The sequence below is a fragment of the Hafnia alvei genome, assembly GCF_900095695.1.
Taxonomy (GTDB): Bacteria; Pseudomonadota; Gammaproteobacteria; order Enterobacterales; family Enterobacteriaceae; genus Hafnia; species Hafnia alvei_B.
In genome coordinates, this window is sequence record NZ_FMIQ01000021.1 from 1 (window position 1) to 16469 (window position 16469).

General features: G+C 51.8%; 16 protein-coding genes and 1 pseudogene. 15 read left to right on the forward strand and 2 right to left on the reverse strand.

The features are described 5' to 3' along the window. Together BN1044_RS05980 and BN1044_RS05985 are read left to right on the forward strand one after the other, a co-directional pair. Positions 1-216 (forward strand): annotated as a pseudogene (locus BN1044_RS05980) (RHS repeat-associated core domain-containing protein); the annotation flags it as partial. A gap of 476 nt (positions 217-692) precedes the next feature. After that, the gene (locus BN1044_RS05985) at positions 693-1391 is read left to right on the forward strand and encodes a hypothetical protein (protein WP_072307948.1); all 699 of its coding nucleotides are present in this window, start codon (positions 693-695) and stop codon (positions 1389-1391) included. Positions 1392-1693: 302 nt separating this feature from the next. Here BN1044_RS05985 and mazG read toward each other — a convergent pair whose 3' ends face one another. After that, complete coding sequence (mazG, locus tag BN1044_RS05990; protein ID WP_139130899.1) at positions 1694-2488, reverse strand: nucleoside triphosphate pyrophosphohydrolase; 795 nt, start codon at positions 2486-2488, stop codon at positions 1694-1696. 71 nt (positions 2489-2559) lie between these two features. Continuing rightward, entirely contained in the window at positions 2560-4632 is a 2073-nt protein-coding gene (paaZ, locus tag BN1044_RS05995; protein WP_072307950.1) for a phenylacetic acid degradation bifunctional protein PaaZ, read from the reverse strand. A 318-nt stretch (positions 4633-4950) separates the two neighbouring features. Between paaZ and paaA the strand changes: the two genes are divergently transcribed. The 13 genes from paaA to paaY all read left to right on the forward strand — a co-directional run bounded on the left by paaA (position 4951) and on the right by paaY (position 16443). Continuing rightward, positions 4951-5895: a 1,2-phenylacetyl-CoA epoxidase subunit PaaA gene (gene paaA, locus BN1044_RS06000; RefSeq protein WP_211095620.1), complete on the forward strand. Its 945-nt coding sequence runs from the start codon at positions 4951-4953 to the stop codon at positions 5893-5895. A 14-nt stretch (positions 5896-5909) separates the two neighbouring features. Continuing rightward, positions 5910-6197, forward strand: coding sequence for a 1,2-phenylacetyl-CoA epoxidase subunit PaaB (paaB, locus tag BN1044_RS06005; RefSeq protein ID WP_043491508.1), 288 nt, complete (start codon positions 5910-5912; stop codon positions 6195-6197). Between the two features lie 8 nt (positions 6198-6205). Continuing rightward, on the forward strand, positions 6206-6979 hold the full coding sequence (paaC, locus tag BN1044_RS06010) for a 1,2-phenylacetyl-CoA epoxidase subunit PaaC (protein WP_072307952.1): 774 nt from the start codon (positions 6206-6208) through the stop codon (positions 6977-6979). A 27-nt stretch (positions 6980-7006) separates the two neighbouring features. Then, positions 7007-7516 carry a 1,2-phenylacetyl-CoA epoxidase subunit PaaD gene (gene paaD / locus BN1044_RS06015; RefSeq protein ID WP_072307953.1) on the forward strand — a complete coding sequence of 170 codons (510 nt, stop codon included), beginning with the start codon at positions 7007-7009 and terminating at the stop codon, positions 7514-7516. A 15-nt stretch (positions 7517-7531) separates the two neighbouring features. Further along, positions 7532-8590, forward strand: a complete 1059-nt coding sequence (gene paaE / locus BN1044_RS06020) for a 1,2-phenylacetyl-CoA epoxidase subunit PaaE (RefSeq protein ID WP_072307954.1) — start codon at positions 7532-7534, stop codon at positions 8588-8590. A gap of 9 nt (positions 8591-8599) precedes the next feature. Further along, positions 8600-9373, forward strand: a complete 774-nt coding sequence (gene paaF / locus BN1044_RS06025; protein ID WP_072307955.1) for a 2,3-dehydroadipyl-CoA hydratase PaaF — start codon at positions 8600-8602, stop codon at positions 9371-9373. 4 nt (positions 9374-9377) lie between these two features. Then, positions 9378-10178, forward strand: a complete 801-nt coding sequence (paaG, locus tag BN1044_RS06030; RefSeq protein WP_072307956.1) for a 2-(1,2-epoxy-1,2-dihydrophenyl)acetyl-CoA isomerase PaaG — start codon at positions 9378-9380, stop codon at positions 10176-10178. Between the two features lie 2 nt (positions 10179-10180). Next, positions 10181-11725: a 3-hydroxyacyl-CoA dehydrogenase gene (locus tag BN1044_RS06035; protein ID WP_072307957.1), complete on the forward strand. Its 1545-nt coding sequence runs from the start codon at positions 10181-10183 to the stop codon at positions 11723-11725. Next, on the forward strand, positions 11725-12174 hold the full coding sequence (paaI, locus tag BN1044_RS06040) for a hydroxyphenylacetyl-CoA thioesterase PaaI (protein WP_072307958.1): 450 nt from the start codon (positions 11725-11727) through the stop codon (positions 12172-12174). The genes BN1044_RS06035 and paaI overlap by 1 nt, the downstream gene beginning before the upstream one ends. Further along, complete coding sequence (pcaF, locus tag BN1044_RS06045; RefSeq protein WP_072307959.1) at positions 12171-13376, forward strand: 3-oxoadipyl-CoA thiolase; 1206 nt, start codon at positions 12171-12173, stop codon at positions 13374-13376. Before paaI ends, pcaF begins: the two co-directional genes overlap by 4 nt. An 81-nt stretch (positions 13377-13457) precedes the next feature. Beyond that, positions 13458-14762: a phenylacetate--CoA ligase PaaK gene (gene paaK / locus BN1044_RS06050; protein WP_072307960.1), complete on the forward strand. Its 1305-nt coding sequence runs from the start codon at positions 13458-13460 to the stop codon at positions 14760-14762. Positions 14763-14892: 130 nt separating this feature from the next. Beyond that, positions 14893-15819 carry a phenylacetic acid degradation operon negative regulatory protein PaaX gene (gene paaX / locus BN1044_RS06055; RefSeq protein ID WP_072307961.1) on the forward strand — a complete coding sequence of 309 codons (927 nt, stop codon included), beginning with the start codon at positions 14893-14895 and terminating at the stop codon, positions 15817-15819. A gap of 27 nt (positions 15820-15846) precedes the next feature. Next, on the forward strand, positions 15847-16443 hold the full coding sequence (gene paaY, locus BN1044_RS06060; RefSeq protein WP_025800543.1) for a phenylacetic acid degradation protein PaaY: 597 nt from the start codon (positions 15847-15849) through the stop codon (positions 16441-16443). Positions 16444-16469 lie beyond the last annotated feature (26 nt).

Here is a 16469-nt window from a genome sequence, read left to right on the forward strand (position 1 = left end):
ACGCTCAGCGAAGAAAATCCGCATCAGCTGCACCAGCCAATCAGAATGCAAGGGCAACAATACGATGAAGAATCCGGCCTGCACTACAACCGCCATCGCTATTACGATCCGACGATAGGCCGGTATATTACTCAGGATCCGATTGGGTTGGATGGGGGATGGAATTTTTATGGTTATCCAACTAATCCTTTATCTGGAGTGGATCCGCTAGGATTGAGTAACCAAATTAATCTCGGCTCTGGTTTTGAAAGCTACGGTAAAAGTATTGATAGTCTGGATGTGTTAATGACAAAAAATAACTCATCGCCAAATGAGATATCGCAGGCAAATCACAATATGTGTATTGCTACTAATGGCTGGAATCCAGGAAATCAATATACCAAAGGTATCGTATTCGGCTCATCAGCTATTGGCTTAGGGGCGTTGGGGGTCGGTGCTGCCTTAGAGCAAGGTGTTGCTGTAGGAATTGCTAAAATGTCTCTAAGCTGTGCTAAAAATGCAGGGAAATCAGCTATTGATAAAAAACTACAAAACAAAAAACCAGTCCCGCAGAACTTTTTACTGAATGTATAAAGGGTGCCGTTGACTCGGGTCTAAATGAGATTGGCAGCTATGCCTTTGACACTTCTATCGATAATTTACCAAACTAAAATAGATGTCCATTAAACTAAATATTATTCAAAGGAGACATCATGAACCTCGCTATTAAAAAAAAGTTAAAAATTTTCATATTTGCACTCACTTTCAGTAATGTTTCTGCAACTGCTAACAACATAAAACCATCCTTAGATATTGCAGAAGCCGATGCCAAAGTTAAGCAGTTATTTACACTCTATAATGATCATAAAGAACATTCCATTTATCAACAATTCACCGATACATTAGGTGCCAAAGTTGATGAGAATGAATTTCTTACTGACTTAAAAAACAAACATAACACATTAGGAAACTTGATAAAAACAAAACTTATCTTTAGCCACTCAGCCTACCCTAGCTTAATATATCTTTTTTATCAATCCACCTATGAGCGCACTACTTTAACAGAGTATTTTGTTTTATCCCGCCATCACCCAATGAAGGAATTACAATTTAACACTGATTATATCGATACACATGGGATACTAAAAAATGACGAGATATTAGATGGTAAAACTAAGAAAGCCATCATGTACATTCAAACACTTAGGGTTTTATATAACAATTCAAATTATTACATATATTATAAAAACATGGATCCAGAGACAACCGAAGGGATATTATCAAAGGATGATTTTATATCAAAAATGGCAATTCAAAAAAATAAACTCGGGAAATACATTAGTTCAAAAGTTTTATTTACAAAAAAAAATAAAATCAGACATAATTATTATAACGTACCTAACACAATATGAAAAATACTCAACCATAGAGTTTTTTGGGGTAGGTAAAGATCATAAAAGCGAAAAGTTTAAAATAATCATCTATAGCCTTAATTTAAAACTCACAAATTAATAAACATTTAATACTACAGCAAACAACCAGACTTGCACTATAAGTATCATCAATATCATGATTCTAAAATAGTTAGGTATATTAATCAGAATCTAGTTTACACAAAATCGCCATGGTTTCTAAAAATCAATTTATCAATTATGAGTGATAAAAAGGAAAGGAACACTCAGCATTCCCCCTCCTCTGCACTTCACTGGCGGTATTATTTAGCTTCAGCCTTTTTCACCTGCTGCCAATGCGCTTCCATTTCGTCAAGCGTGGCTTCTTCCATAGTTTTGCCGGAGGCACGCACCGCATCTTCTACCGCGCGGAAGCGGCGCTCAAATTTGCGGTTAGCCGCTTGTAGGGCGTTTTCAGCTTTATGGCCTAGATGGCGCGATAAATTCACCGTTGCAAACAGCAGATCGCCAATTTCTTCGCCTAGCTTCTCCTCATCCACCACCGCCTGCTGCGCCTCATCCATCACTTCGTCGATCTCTTCATACACCTTGCCTAACACCGGGCCAAGCGTGTCCCAATCGAACCCCACCGCCGCACAGCGTTTCTGGATTTTATAGGCCTTCATCAGCGCAGGCAGCGCATTCGGAATATCGTCCATCGATGAACTGAGATCCTTTTCAGCGCGCTCCTGCACCTTACGTTGCTCCCAGCGCGCTAGCGATGCTTCGGCGCTTTCCGAGTGTTCGGCGGCAAAAACATGCGGATGACGGCGTTCTAACTTATCGCTGATGGCGTTACACACGTCATCAAAGTTAAACAGCCCTTGCTCCTGCCCCATCTGCGCATAGAACACCACTTGAAACAGCAGGTCGCCCAACTCTTCACGTAAATCACTGAAATCTTCACGCTGAATCGCGTCAAGCACCTCATAAGTTTCTTCCAGCGTATAGGGCGCAATCGTGGCGAAAGTCTGCTTCTGATCCCACGGACAGCCGCGTTCTGGGTCGCGCAGGGTTTGCATGATGGTCAGCAGGCGGTGCATTGGGGAGGAAGTCATAGTGCAGCTCTCAGGTATAAAAAATAACCGCCGCAGAATGCGGCGGTTTCTGTGCTGACTATCTTACGGATTTAAGCGGCAGGGATAAAGTTACCGTTTTGACGCGCTACCAGCGTCAGAATGCTGTACAGCGCCACCGGCTGCTGATGCTGGTTTAGCACCTGCACATCCCACACCACCACGCCATGCGGTTTATCTTCAGCGGTTTTCTGGGCCTTTTTAATTTTTTTCTTGCAGGTTAAGCGAACCTGAATGGTATCGCCGATTTTCACCGGTTCGATAAAACGCAGGTTTTCCATACCGTAGTTAGCAATCACCGGCCCTACGCCCGGATCGACAAACAAGCCTGCCGCCGCTGACACCACAAAATATCCATGCGCCACGCGCTCACCAAACAGGGACTCCGCCGCACCAATTTTATCCATGTGGGCATAGAAATGGTCGCCGCTCAGGCAGCCAAAATTCACAATATCTGCTTCGGTGATCGTGCGGCGCGCGGTCAACAGGCTTTCACCAATCGCCAACTGTTCAAAATATTTCCGGAATGGATGAACCGGCTCTTCCACCACGTTTGCGCCACGCACCCATTCACGGCCAATCGCCGCCAGCATCGTTGGGCTTCCTTGAATCGCGGTGCGCTGCATATAGTGTTTTACCGCGCGTAAGCCTCCCAACTCTTCACCACCACCGGCTCGCCCTGGACCACCATGTACCAACATCGGCAACGGCGATCCATGGCCGGTGGATTCTACGGCCGCATGGCGATCCAAAATCAGCATACGCCCATGAGCACAAGCCGTTGCGCGGATAATATTCGCCGCAATCTGCTCATCCGCAGTAACCAATGAGCCAGCTAAACTCCCCTGCCCCAACAACGCTAATTCAACCGCTTGCTCTGCGTTTTGATACGGCATCAGCGTAGCAACGGGCCCGAAGGCTTCGGTGCCATGCACGGCCTGATGCGTGAAAGGGTCGGCACAGTAAAGCAGCGTCGGAGGATAAAATGCGCCGTTTTCAGCACCGTTTCCGGTTAATTGCAGCGCCGAAAGCGAGCCACCACACAAAGGTTCGCAGCCGTTACGCAGCAGATAATCAACTTTTTGCTGCACGTCATCACGCTGTTCAAGATTGACCAATGCGCCCATTCGTATATCGGGATGCGCAGGATCGCCCACCGTGATACCGCTTAAACGCCTAAGCAACGCTTGTTGAACGGCGTCCATCTGCGCTGCGGGGACAATCACGCGACGAATAGCGGTACATTTTTGCCCCGCTTTCGTGGTCATTTCTCGCACCACTTCTTTAATGAAAATCGCGAATTCAGGCATCTCAGGTGTGACATCTTCGCCTAAAATGCAGCAGTTGAGCGAGTCAGCTTCCATGGTGAAGGCGATGGATTTTTGTAATAAGCGTGGATGTGAACGCAGCTTCTGGCCGGTTTGGGCTGAACCGGTGAAAGTCACCGCATCCTGATAGTCCAAGTGCTCAAAGATATCGCCAACGCCGCCGCAGATAAGCTGCAAGGCCCCTTCTGGCACCAATCCGCTTTCAATAATCAGTTTAACCATCGCCTGAGTGAGCTGCGCCGACGCCGTTGCCGGCTTGATAATCGCAGGCATTCCCGCCAGCCACGTTGGCGCCAGTTTTTCCAGCATGCCCCAGCAAGGAAAGTTAAACGCGTTGATGTGCAGCGCAACGCCGGGACGGGACGTTATGACATGACGGGCGGCAAACTGTGATTGTTTGGAGAGAGGGATTAATTCGTCTTCGGGCCAAAGGGTATCGTCAGGAAGCTCGCGTCCAGCCAAACCGGCATAGGCAAACAACGTCGCAATGCCGCCTTCAATATCCACCCAACCATCACCGCGCGTGGCTCCGGTTTCAGCCGAAATCTGATACAGCGATTCTTTGTGAGCCAGCAGGTGCTTGGCGACCGCTTTCATCATTTGCGCTCGCTGTTGGAACGTCATCGCGGCCAACGCTTTGCCGCCGTTCTGGCGCGCATAGTCCAAGCTTTCAGCCAGCGGTAAACCATCTGAACACACCTGATACAGCGCTTCACCGCTCACGGCGTGGTGGATCGCTCGCTCTTTGCCCTGCCCATATGCCCAGACACCTGAAATATAACTGGTTAACTGCTGCATCCTACCCTCCAAGCTTCACTTTATGACTAAGTATTTACTCAAGGTGTATCACATTATTTTAGTTACCTGCCACTCATTAATTTAACAAAATAGAAACACATCGCATTTTAAAAAGCACCCATCAAGCTTGGCAAATCTTTACAACAAATCAAACTTCTGTTTTTAAACAATTAAAAATAAAACCCTGTGACCTGTACGACAAATGCGCACAATAGGTGTTTGATCTTTTTGTTACCAGAATGTAGCTTTTGAGTTATTGAAAGTGATTCACAATTTAAATTAAAACTTAAAACATTCGAATCATTAAGTGAGGAAGCAATGACCCAAAACGCTCAACATCAGGCGCTCTTCGAGGCAAAAATTGCCGCAGATACATCAATAGAAGCCAAAGACTGGATGCCTGATGCCTATCGGCAAAACCTCATCCGTCAAATTGGTCAGCATGCACATTCAGAAGTTATCGGCATGCTGCCAGAAGCCAACTGGATCACTCGTGCACCCAGCCTACGCCGCAAAGCCGTGCTGCTGGCAAAAGTGCAGGATGAAGCAGGACATGGTTTATATCTGTACAGCGCTGCGGAAACGCTGGGCTGTTCACGCCAAGACATCTACCAAAAGATGCTCGATGGCAAAATGAAATACTCCTCAATCTTCAATTACCCAACCCCGAGCTGGGCTGACGTTGGCGTCATCGGCTGGTTGGTTGACGGTGCCGCTATCGTTAACCAAGTGGCTTTGTGCCGTGCCTCCTATGGCCCCTACGCTCGCGCCATGATCAAAGTCTGTAAGGAAGAAAGCTTCCACCAGCGCCAAGGCTATGAGGCCGTTACGGTGCTGGCCAACGGCACCGCCGAGCAACGCGCCATGCTGCAAGATTCCATCAACCGTTTCTGGTGGCCGGTGCTGATGATGTTCGGCCCTAACGACAGCGACTCTCCACACAGCGCACAAAGCATGGCTTGGAAAATCAAACGCCATAGCAATGACGAGCTGCGTCAGAAATTTGTTGATAACACGGTGCCGCAGCTAGAAGCGCTAGGCATGACTGCGCCTGACAAAGATTTGCTGTGGGACGAAGCCAGCGGCCACTACCGCTTTGGCGAAATCGACTGGAGCGAGTTTTATCAAGTTCTCAAAGGGCAAGGCCTCTGCAACCACGAGCGCCTAAGCGCGAAACGCCGCGCTTGGGAAGAAGGCTGTTGGGTACGTGATGCCGCAATGGCCCACGCAGAAAAATCTGCCACCAACGCCACCGCGGCATAAACAAGGAAATCCAAATGACTCAAGCACATTGGCCACTCTACGAAGTTTTTATTCGGAGCAAACAAGGATTAGCCCATCGCCACGTTGGCAGCCTTCATGCCGCAGACGATCAAATGGCGTTGGAAAACGCGCGCGATGCTTACACTCGCCGCAACGAAGGCTGTTCAATCTGGGTGGTGAAATCGGAGCATTTAGTGGCATCGCAGCCGGAAGATCGCGCCGCATTCTTTGATCCGTCAGACGATAAGGTTTATCGCCATCCGACGTTTTACACCATCCCTGACGGCATCAAGAACATGTGAGGCAGCTGATGACAACGTTAAATCAAGACCTCATCCAATACGTACTACGTCAAGCCGATACGCCGCTCATTTTAGCTCAGCGCCTGTGTGCCTGGTGCGGCCATGCGCCTGAGCTGGAAATCGACCTCGCGCTCTCAAATATCGGGCTGGATCTGCTCGGGCAGGCACGCAATTTCTACAGCTATGCCGCCGAATTATCCGGTGAACTATCCGGTGAGAACGTCGACGAAGATAGCTTGGCATTTGGGCGCGACGATCTGGCGTTCTGTAACCTGCTTTTGGCTGAACAGCCGAACGGCGGCTTCAACGACACCTTGGTGCGCCAGTTTTTCCTCGATACCTACCATTTTTTGCTGCATCAAGGCTTAAGCCAAAGCAGCGATCCTCAGCTTGCCGCTATCGGTGCCAAATCACTGAAAGAGGCTGAATACCACCTACGTTTCAGTCGTGGCTGGATGATCCGCCTTGGTGACGGCACCGAACTGAGCCAGAAAAAAATGCAGCAGGCGATTAACGATCTGTGGCGTTTCACCGGCGAACTGTTCCACAGCGATGACGTTGAACGTCGTCTCGCTGAGCAAGGCATCGCCGTCAATCCTGAAAGCCTTCAGGCACCGTGGCTGCAAATCGTACAGCAAGTTCTGCAGGAAGCCACGTTACAGCTTCCAGAAGAAGAGGCCTACCGCCACGGCGGAAAACAGGGCAAACACACGGAACATCTTGGATTCATGCTGGCCGAAATGCAGTTTCTACAGCGCGCTTATCCGGGCTGTCGCTGGTAACGCGGCAACGGGGAACAGGAGAAGATCATGGAACAACGTCAACCACTCAATAGCCTGTTAACGCCAGAGATCCATCAGATCTGGCAATGCCTGCATGAGATTAGCGATCCTGAATTACCGGTGCTTTCAATCACCGATCTTGGCATGGTGCGCGGCGTTGCCCCTCTGAAAAACGGCTGGCTGGTCACGTTTACGCCCACCTACTCCGGCTGCCCTGCAACGGAGTTTCTCATCAACGCGATTCAAACCACGCTAACCACCGCTGGATTTTCCCCGATCAAAGTTGAAATCCGGCTCAGTCCGGCATGGACAACCGACTGGATGAATGCCGAAGCCAAAAAGCGCCTGCGTGAATATGGCGTTGCGCCTCCGCAAGGGCTGGCCTGTGAAAAGCCGCTTTCCTCCGGCGCGGTGCAGTGCCCGCAATGCGGCAGCCATGAAACTCAGAAGATCAGCGAATTTGGCTCCACCGCCTGTAAAGCGTTGTACCGCTGCAAGCAGTGTCTTGAGCCTTTCGATTACTTCAAATGCATTTAAGAGGTCGCGAGAAAAATGACCGTATTTCACCGTTTAAACATTGCCGCCATTGAGCGGGAAACCCCAGAGGCCGTGGCGATTACGCTACAAGTGCCCGACGAGTTAAAAACACATTACCGCTATAAACCGGGGCAGCATCTCACGCTTAAGGCCAACGTGAATGGTGAAGAGCTGCGCCGTTGCTACTCCATTTGCAGTTCGCCGCAGGATGGCGTGCTACAAATTGGCGTGAAAGCGATCCATCAAGGGCGCTTTTCTTCTTTCGTCAATCAGCAACTCAACGTGGGTGATGCACTTGAAGTGATGCTGCCGCAGGGGCGCTTTGGCTATCAGCCTACCGCCGAGCGCCAAGGCAACTATCTGGCTATCGCGGCAGGTTCAGGCATCACACCGATGTTGTCGATCATTAAAACCACGCTGCTGCTGGAGCCGGAAAGCGAATTCACCCTGATTTACGGCAACCGCACCAGCCGCTCCATCATGTTTAAAGAAGCGCTGTGCGATCTTAAAAACCGCTTCCCGCAGCGCTTACAAATTCTCTATCTGTTTAGCCAAGAAAGTTTGGACAGTCCGCTGCTTAATGGCCGTATCGACAGCGAACGTTTAAGCCTGATGGGCAAATCACTGCTGGATTTCACCACGTTCGATCAAGCGTTTATCTGCGGCCCTGAAAGCATGATGGACGATGCCGACACCACGCTCGAAGCCGCAGGAATGGCGGCGGAAAATATTCATAGCGAACGCTTCAACACAGCGGGTGTCAGCGTGCGTCCTGTGAATATGACCGAGCGAGAGCAAACCAAGGTGGAAATCCAGTTGGATGGCCGCCGCGTGAATATCACGATGAGCGCGCAGGATGACAGCATTCTGGACGCGGCGCTGCGCCAAGGTGCCGATTTACCCTATGCCTGCAAAGGCGGCGTATGCGCTACCTGCAAATGCAAACTCAAATCTGGCGAAGTGGAAATGGGGGTCAATTACAGCCTAGAACCCGATCAGCTCGCAGCCGGTTATATCCTCAGTTGCCAGTCGTGGCCGAAAGGCGACGGCGTAGTTCTCGACTTCGACGTCTAAGGAAACCCCATGAGCAACGACTGGATTTTATGCCACCAGCAACAGCGGGTTTTAACCCTGACGCTTAATCGCCCTGATGCACGTAACGCCCTCAGCACCGCCTGTTTGGAGCTGTTGGTCTGCCATTTAGAAAATGCCGATAGCGATGACAGCATTGGTGCCGTAGTGATCACCGGCTCCTCGCGCTGCTTTGCCGCCGGTGCCGATTTACGCGAGCTCCAGCAACAAAAGGTGGCAGACGCCATTGTCGACCGCCGCCCACAGGTATGGCAGCGCTTCAATGCCATCAGCAAACCGATTATCGCCGCCGTCAATGGCTACGCGCTTGGCGCAGGCTGTGAGCTAGCGCTGGCCTGCGACATCGTAGTGAGCGGCGAAAATGCGCGCTTCGGATTGCCTGAAATCACCCTAGGGTTGATACCCGGCGCCGGAGGCACCCAACGTTTACTGCGCAGCGTCGGTAAATCACTGGCCTCGCAGATGGTGCTGACAGGTGAGCCGATTAACGCGCAACAGGCGCGCGATGCACAGCTCATCAGTGAAATCTGCGTTACCGAACTGACGTTGGAACGCGCCCAGCAAATTGCCACGCGCATTAGTCAGCAATCACCGCTCGCGCTGCGTGCGGCGAAATCAGCGCTTAAGGCCGCGCAGGAAACCACGCTTTCACAGGGATTAAATCTGGAACGTCAGCATTTTGTCTCACTAGCAGGGACTGACGATCGCGCCGAAGGCATCGCCGCCTTTTTTGAAAAACGTTCACCTGAATTTAAAGGACGCTAATCCTATGACTTCCTCTGATGAAAACATGGTACTTACCCACATTGAGGCTGGCGTTCTGACTATCACGCTCAATCGCCCCGACCGTTTAAACAGCTTCAATGACGAAATGCACCGTCAGCTTAGCGAAGCATTAAACGTCGCCGAACGCGATGAAGCCGTACGCTGCGTTCTGTTCACCGGCGCAGGACGTGGCTTCTGCGCGGGGCAAGATCTGAACGATCGCAACGTCAGCGTTGAGCAAGCGGCTCCCGATCTGGGGCTGTCCGTTGAGCGTTTTTATAATCCGCTGATCCGCCGTATGACCGCCTTGCCGAAACCGATCGTTTGCGCCGTTAACGGCGTTGCCGCCGGTGCCGGTGCCGCGATTGCTTTAGCGTGTGACATTGTGATCGCCAGCGCTAACGCCAGCTTTATTCAATCATTTTGCCGTTTAGGTCTGGTGCCAGACTCCGGCGGCAGCTGGTTCTTACCCCGCTTAGCCGGTCATGCGCGCGCCATGGGAATGGTGTTGTTGGGCGATAAGATCAGCGCTCAGCAGGCGTTGGAATGGGGCATGATCTGGCAAGTTGTTGAACCCGAAATGCTGGCAGCACGCACACAAGAACTCGCTCAGCACCTCGCGACCCAGCCAACCTATGGTTTAGGGCTAATTAAAAAGGCAATGTACAGCGCCGCCACCAACACGCTCGATCAACAGCTGGATCTTGAACGCGATCTACAACGCCTCGGAGGCCGAAGCGAAGACTACCGCGAAGGCGTGAGCGCGTTCTTCCAAAAACGTCAGCCTGAATTTAAGGGGAAATAATCATGCCTTCTCCTTTGCTACAAGGCTCCGTTGGCGTGATTGGCGCAGGAACAATGGGCATTGGCATTGCTCAGGTTGCCGCCAGCGCAGGACATGATGTGATGCTGTTTGACGTTAACGCCGAAGCCGCATCGCGTGCGTTAAGCGCTTTACATCAACGCCTGCAACAGCGAGTTGATGCAGGTAAAACGGATGCCCATACCACGCAACAGCTTTTAGCGCGTATTCAAATTGTCACCGCGCTCACCGAGTTGGCTCCTTGCGCTTTGGTGATCGAAGCGATCGCCGAGCGTTTAGAGATCAAACAGAGCCTGTTTCGCGATCTGGAAGCGATTTGTTCATCGCAAACGTTGTTTGCCAGCAACACCTCTTCGCTATCAATTACCGCCATTGCCAGCGCCCTGAAACACCCGCAGCGTATGGCTGGGTTGCATTTTTTCAATCCCGCGCCGGTGATGAAGCTGGTCGAAATTGTACGTGGCTTGGAAACCGATGCGGACACGCTCAATGCGCTGCGAGAACTGGCCATAGCATGGAAAAAACAGCCGGTGGTTTGTCGTTCGACGCCCGGTTTTATCGTTAACCGCGTTGCGCGTCCTTTCTACGCCGAAACCCTGCGGGCGTTAGAGGAGCAGATCGCCACACCGGCCACGCTGGATGCCGTGCTGCGTGATGCCGGCGGCTTTGCGATGGGGCCGTTGCAGCTAACCGATTTAATTGGCCACGACGTGAACTATGCGGTAACGGAATCGGTATTTCATGCCTTTGGCTCTGATCCTCGCTTTCAGCCCTCGTTGGTGCAAAAAGAGCTGGTAGAGGCTGGGCATTTAGGACGTAAAAGTGGCCGTGGTTTTTATCGCTATCAGAGCGATATTCAGCCGATTCCCCCTGAGTTTGCACCGATTGAAACTGGCGCGATGCCGCAACGAATTAGCGCCCATGGGCGCTGGTCGGCGCTGCCTGAATTTGCTGCCCTGTTGCAACAAAATGGGATCGCGATTGAAGAACTCAAAGAGAGTGCCGAATCGCCTCCGTTTTTACGCCTCGATGAAGTTACATTTATGTTAACAAACGGTAAATTATCATCAAGACTCGCCGCAGAAACGAGAACGCCCGTGGTTCAGTTTGATCTTTCCGTGAATCATCAACAGGCTCCAGCCATCGCTATTAGCGCAGCCAGCTGTAATAGCGCAGCGCAAACGGCGTTAGTGATTCGCTTCCTGCAATCCTTAGGCAAAAACGTCATTGTTCTTCCTGATTATCCGGCGCTGTTAACCCTGCGCACGGTTGCCATGTTGTGCAACGAGGCGCTTGACGTGGTGAACAAAGGGATCGCCAGCAGCGAAGACACCGATTTGGCGATGCGTCTGGGGGTGAATTATCCCGCAGGCCCATTAGCCTGGGGTAACCAGCTTGGCTGGCAGCATATTCTCACCACGCTCGAAAACCTTAATCACTTCTATGCCGACACCCGCTATCGCCCAGCGCCGCTATTGCGCCAACTGGCGGCTGGCTACGTTTCGCTTGCCACTCAGGAGCTTCATTGATGAACGCCTCATCACCAACTCATTTAGCGCAACGCTGCGCCGAGCTGATGTTTGCCCAAGATACCTGCGCGCAGTCCATGGGGATGACCATCGACCGCGTCGATAGCGGTTTCGCTCAGGTCAGCATGACTATCGCCCCCAACATGCTTAACGGGCACCAAACCTGTCACGGCGGGCAACTTTTCAGCCTTGCCGATACTGCATTTGCCTATGCCTGCAACAGCCAAGGATTAGCCGCCGTGGCTTCTGGCTGTTCCATTGATTTTATCCGCCCAGGATTTAGCGGCGATCGTCTAACCGCCAGTGCCGAAGTGCGACATCAGGGCAAGAAAACGGGTCTATACGACGTTGAGATCACGAACCAAGATGGCAAAACCGTCGCGTGGTTTCGTGGCCGTGCGCATCGTCTTGGTCATTCCCTTTTAGAACAGCAAGGAGAGCAGCCATGAATCACGCTTTTATCTGCGACGGCGTTCGCACCCCGATTGGTCGCTATGCTGGTGCATTAGCCGGCCTGCGCGCCGATGATTTGGCCGCGATTCCATTGCAAGCCTTGATGGCTCGTTATCCCACGTTGGACTGGGAGCGCGTTGACGACGTGATCCTCGGCTGCGCCAATCAGGCCGGAGAAGACAACCGTAACGTAGCCCGTATGGCCGCGTTATTGGCTGGATTACCATCAACCGTTTCAGGCACCACTATCAATCGCCTGTGCGGCTCTGGTTTAGACGCGCTGGCCTTTGCTGCCCGCAGCATTAAAGCCGGTGACGCTCAGCTGATGTTGGCCGGAGGCGCGGAATCCATGACGCGTGCTCCGCTGGTGATGGGCAAAGCCGACAGCGCCTTCAGCCGTCAGGCACAAATATTCGATACCACTATCGGCTGGCGCTTTGTGAATCCGCTCATGCAGGGATCTTTTGGCACCGATTCCATGCCGGAAACCGCCGAAAACGTGGCCGCTCAGTTCAATATCAGCCGCGCCGATCAAGATGCCTTTGCGCTGCGCAGTCAACAGCGTACCGCTAAGGCGCAGGCTTCAGGCGTGTTAGGGCAAGAAATTGTTCCGGTGGTTTTGAAAGGTAAAAAGGGGGCGGAGATCCGCGTGACACAGGATGAACATCCTCGTCCAGAAACCACGCTGGAGCAATTGCAAAGCCTGAAAACGCCTTTCCGTATGCCGGGCAGCGTAACAGCCGGAAATGCCTCAGGGGTTAACGACGGTGCTGCCGCGCTGATCGTGGCATCTGAAGCGCTGGCTATCGCGCAGGGACTGACACCCAGAGCGCGCATTGTCGCCACCGCAACCTGTGGCGTTGAACCACGCATTATGGGGATCGGCCCGCTGCCAGCCACACGCAAAGTGTTGGAACTGGCCGGCTTAAGCCTGAACCAAATGGACGTCATTGAACTCAATGAAGCCTTTGCGGCGCAGTCTCTGGCCGTGATGCGTCAGCTTGGCCTTCCTGACGATGCCGAACACGTGAACCCGAACGGCGGTGCCATTGCGCTCGGTCATCCTCTTGGCATGAGCGGAGCACGTTTGGCATTGGCAGCCACTTTTGAACTGGAACGGCGCGGCGGGCGCTACGCACTTTGCACCATGTGCATCGGTGTAGGGCAAGGCATCGCCATGATTATCGAGCGTGTCTGATCCCTCCGCCTCTGTCCCTACAAACCAGAGCCTGTGAGCGCGATTCAAATACTAAGAAAAATACTATCAGGAATGGCAAACATGACTAAGACATTACCGCACATTGACCCGATTGAATTCGCCTCATGTGATGAAATTCAGGCATTGCAGCTGGAACGTATGAAATGGACGCTGCATCACGCCTATAACAACGTGCCGATGTACAAACGTAAATTTGATGCGGCTGGCGTTCATCCTGATGACTTTAAGCAACTGAGCGATATTGCGAAATTCCCCTATACCACCAAGCAAGATCTGCGTGATAACTACCCTTTCGACACCTTCGCGGTACCGATGGAGCAAGTGGTTCGCGTGCATGCGTCGTCGGGAACGACCGGTCGCCCAACGGTTGTCGGTTATACCCAACAGGATATCGATAACTGGGCGGATATTGTGGCCCGCTGTTTGCGTTCCGCGGGAGCCACAGCCAAAGACAAAATTCATGTGGCCTACGGCTATGGGCTATTCACCGGGGGATTAGGCGCGCATTACGGCGCTGAGCGACTCGGTGCAACCGTGATCCCAATGTCCGGCGGGCAAACGGAAAAACAGGCGCAGTTAATTCTCGACTTCAAACCCGATGTCATCATGGTCACGCCTTCTTATTGCCTGACGCTGATTGACGAACTCGAGCGCAAAATGGGCGGCGATGCCCGCGGGTGTTCACTGCGCTTGGGCGTATTCGGCGCAGAACCTTGGACTGATTCTCTGCGTAGCGAAATCGAAACCCGTATGGGGATCAAAGCACTAGATATTTATGGACTGTCTGAAGTGATGGGCCCAGGCGTCGCGATGGAGTGCGCAGAATATGCCGACGGTCCAACTATCTGGGAAGATCACTTCTACCCTGAGATCATTCATCCCGATAGCTGCCAAGTGCTGTCAGACGGTGAAGCCGGAGAATTGGTTTTCACCACGCTAACCAAAGAGGCGATGCCAGTGATCCGCTATCGCACCCGCGATCTTACCCGTTTGTTGCCGGGATCGGCACGCAATATGCGGCGCATGGATAAGATCACCGGTCGATCCGACGATATGCTGATTATTCGCGGCGTAAACGTGTTCCCTTCTCAGCTTGAAGAACAGATTATGAAGTTCCGCGAGCTGTCGCCGCACTACCAGTTGGAAGTCACGCGCAAAGGTAATTTAGATAACCTGTCAGTCAAAGTTGAACTGAAGGAACCTAACGTTCTCAACCACGATCAGCGCTGTGATATCTGCCATCAGCTGCGCCACCATATTAAATCGATGGTTGGCGTGAGTACCCAGGTCAGCATCGTAAACTGCGGTGATATTCCACGTTCCGAGGGTAAAGCCGTTCGCGTGGTGGATTGTCGGGGACGGTAATAACCCAGTCCCACCCTAACCCTCCCCTTATCAGGGGAGGGAACCGTTCTGCGCGGGTTGGAAGATCCCACAACTTTTCATCCGGTTATGCTACTGTGATGACACACTAAAAACTGACCGGTGAAGAATAATGGAACACAAAATTGACGACTTTATTCGTCATGCGCTGGATGCCCAGCCGATCAGCGGTACGTCACTGATTATCTCTTTGTATGGCGATGCACTCAGCCATCGCGGCGGTGAGGTTTGGTTAGGTAGCCTAAGTGCGCTGCTTGAGCCACTTGGGTTTGGCGATCGCTTTGTCCGTACCTCCATTTTTCGGCTGCAAAAAGAGGGATGGCTGGACGTCATAAAATTAGGCCGTCGCAGCTTCTATCGCGTCACCGAACGCGGCATGAATCAGTTTCGTCATGCAGAAAGCAAAATCTATCTCAGTGAACAGCCAGAATGGGATGGACAGTGGGATTTGTTGTTACTCGAAATGGCAAGTAAAGCAGAGCGAGTTCGGCTGAAAAAGGCGCTCAGCTGGCTTGGTTTTGGTCAAATGAACAGTTCGCTGATGGCGGCGCCAGCACGGGAACAGAGCGATGTTCCAGCTATGTTAAGCGAACTCAACGCCAGCGAATCAGTTATCTATTTCCGTGCTGACTATCCCTATAACCGCTCAGAACAGAGTTTAAAAGAGCTGGTTTCCGCCAGCTGGTCCCTGAATGAAGTTGCAGAGTATTATCATGAATTTATCGCATCGTTTCGCCCACTCATGACGTTGCTGCGTGATACACCAGAAGAAGAACTCACTCCCGAACGCTGCTTTCAGCTGCGTTTGCTGCTAATCCACTACTATCGCCGCGTAGTTCTGAAAGATCCGCTGTTGCCGGATGCACTCTTGCCGAATCAGTGGGAAGGACAGATCGCCCGTAATCTATGTATCAATATTTACCAACGCATCGACCATGCCGCCACGCGCTATGTGAGTGAGAAAACAGAAACCACCATCGGAGAACTCCCCCAGCCAGCGGTCGCCTACTATCGCCGCTTTGGCGGATTACCCCGATAAAGCCTTACACATTAAGGAGATTTAACGATGCCCGTGTATCAGATTGATGGTTTAACTCCGGTAGTCGACAGCAGTAGTTTCGTTCATCCTACCGCCGTATTAATTGGCGATGTGATTATCGGCAAACGCGTCTACATCGGGCCTAATGCCAGTCTGCGTGGCGACTTTGGCCGAATCGTAGTGCAAGACGGGGCGAACATTCAAGATAACTGCGTCATGCATGGGTTCCCACAGCAGGACACCGTGGTGGAAATCGATGGGCATATCGGCCACGGCGCAATTCTGCACGGCTGTCGCATTCGGCGTAATGCGCTCGTGGGCATGAATGCCGTGGTGATGGATGGCGCTGATATCGGCGAAAACACCATTATTGGGGCTGCTGCTTTTGTGAAAGCCGCCGCAAAATTTGACGCAAATAAACTGGTGGTTGGCAGCCCTGCCCGCGTGGTACGGGAGTTAAGCGAACAGGAATTGAGTTGGAAGCGTGCGGGCACCCGCGAATATCAAGAATTAGTGATCCGCTGCAAAGAAACGCTGCGTGAAGTTGAACCGCTGCGAGAAGAGGAAGCCGGTCGCAAACGACTGAGTTTCAATGAAGATATTGTACCGAAGGGGCAGATTTGAGATTGACTCGGCATCAGCATGATGAC

Bases quoted from the DNA above. Each gene is read 5' to 3' on its own strand.
- BN1044_RS05985 (WP_072307948.1), top strand. From the start codon at position 693: ATGAACCTCGCTATTAAAAAAAAGTTAAAAATTTTCATATTTGCACTC.
- mazG (WP_139130899.1), bottom strand. From the start codon at position 2,488: ATGACTTCCTCCCCAATGCACCGCCTGCTGACCATCATGCAAACCCTG.
- paaZ (WP_072307950.1), bottom strand. From the start codon at position 4,632: ATGCAGCAGTTAACCAGTTATATTTCAGGTGTCTGGGCATATGGGCAG.
- paaA (WP_211095620.1), top strand. From the start codon at position 4,951: ATGACCCAAAACGCTCAACATCAGGCGCTCTTCGAGGCAAAAATTGCC.
- paaB (WP_043491508.1), top strand. From the start codon at position 5,910: ATGACTCAAGCACATTGGCCACTCTACGAAGTTTTTATTCGGAGCAAA.
- paaC (WP_072307952.1), top strand. From the start codon at position 6,206: ATGACAACGTTAAATCAAGACCTCATCCAATACGTACTACGTCAAGCC.
- paaD (WP_072307953.1), top strand. From the start codon at position 7,007: ATGGAACAACGTCAACCACTCAATAGCCTGTTAACGCCAGAGATCCAT.
- paaE (WP_072307954.1), top strand. From the start codon at position 7,532: ATGACCGTATTTCACCGTTTAAACATTGCCGCCATTGAGCGGGAAACC.
- paaF (WP_072307955.1), top strand. From the start codon at position 8,600: ATGAGCAACGACTGGATTTTATGCCACCAGCAACAGCGGGTTTTAACC.
- paaG (WP_072307956.1), top strand. From the start codon at position 9,378: ATGACTTCCTCTGATGAAAACATGGTACTTACCCACATTGAGGCTGGC.
- BN1044_RS06035 (WP_072307957.1), top strand. From the start codon at position 10,181: ATGCCTTCTCCTTTGCTACAAGGCTCCGTTGGCGTGATTGGCGCAGGA.
- paaI (WP_072307958.1), top strand. From the start codon at position 11,725: ATGAACGCCTCATCACCAACTCATTTAGCGCAACGCTGCGCCGAGCTG.
- pcaF (WP_072307959.1), top strand. From the start codon at position 12,171: ATGAATCACGCTTTTATCTGCGACGGCGTTCGCACCCCGATTGGTCGC.
- paaK (WP_072307960.1), top strand. From the start codon at position 13,458: ATGACTAAGACATTACCGCACATTGACCCGATTGAATTCGCCTCATGT.
- paaX (WP_072307961.1), top strand. From the start codon at position 14,893: ATGGAACACAAAATTGACGACTTTATTCGTCATGCGCTGGATGCCCAG.
- paaY (WP_025800543.1), top strand. From the start codon at position 15,847: ATGCCCGTGTATCAGATTGATGGTTTAACTCCGGTAGTCGACAGCAGT.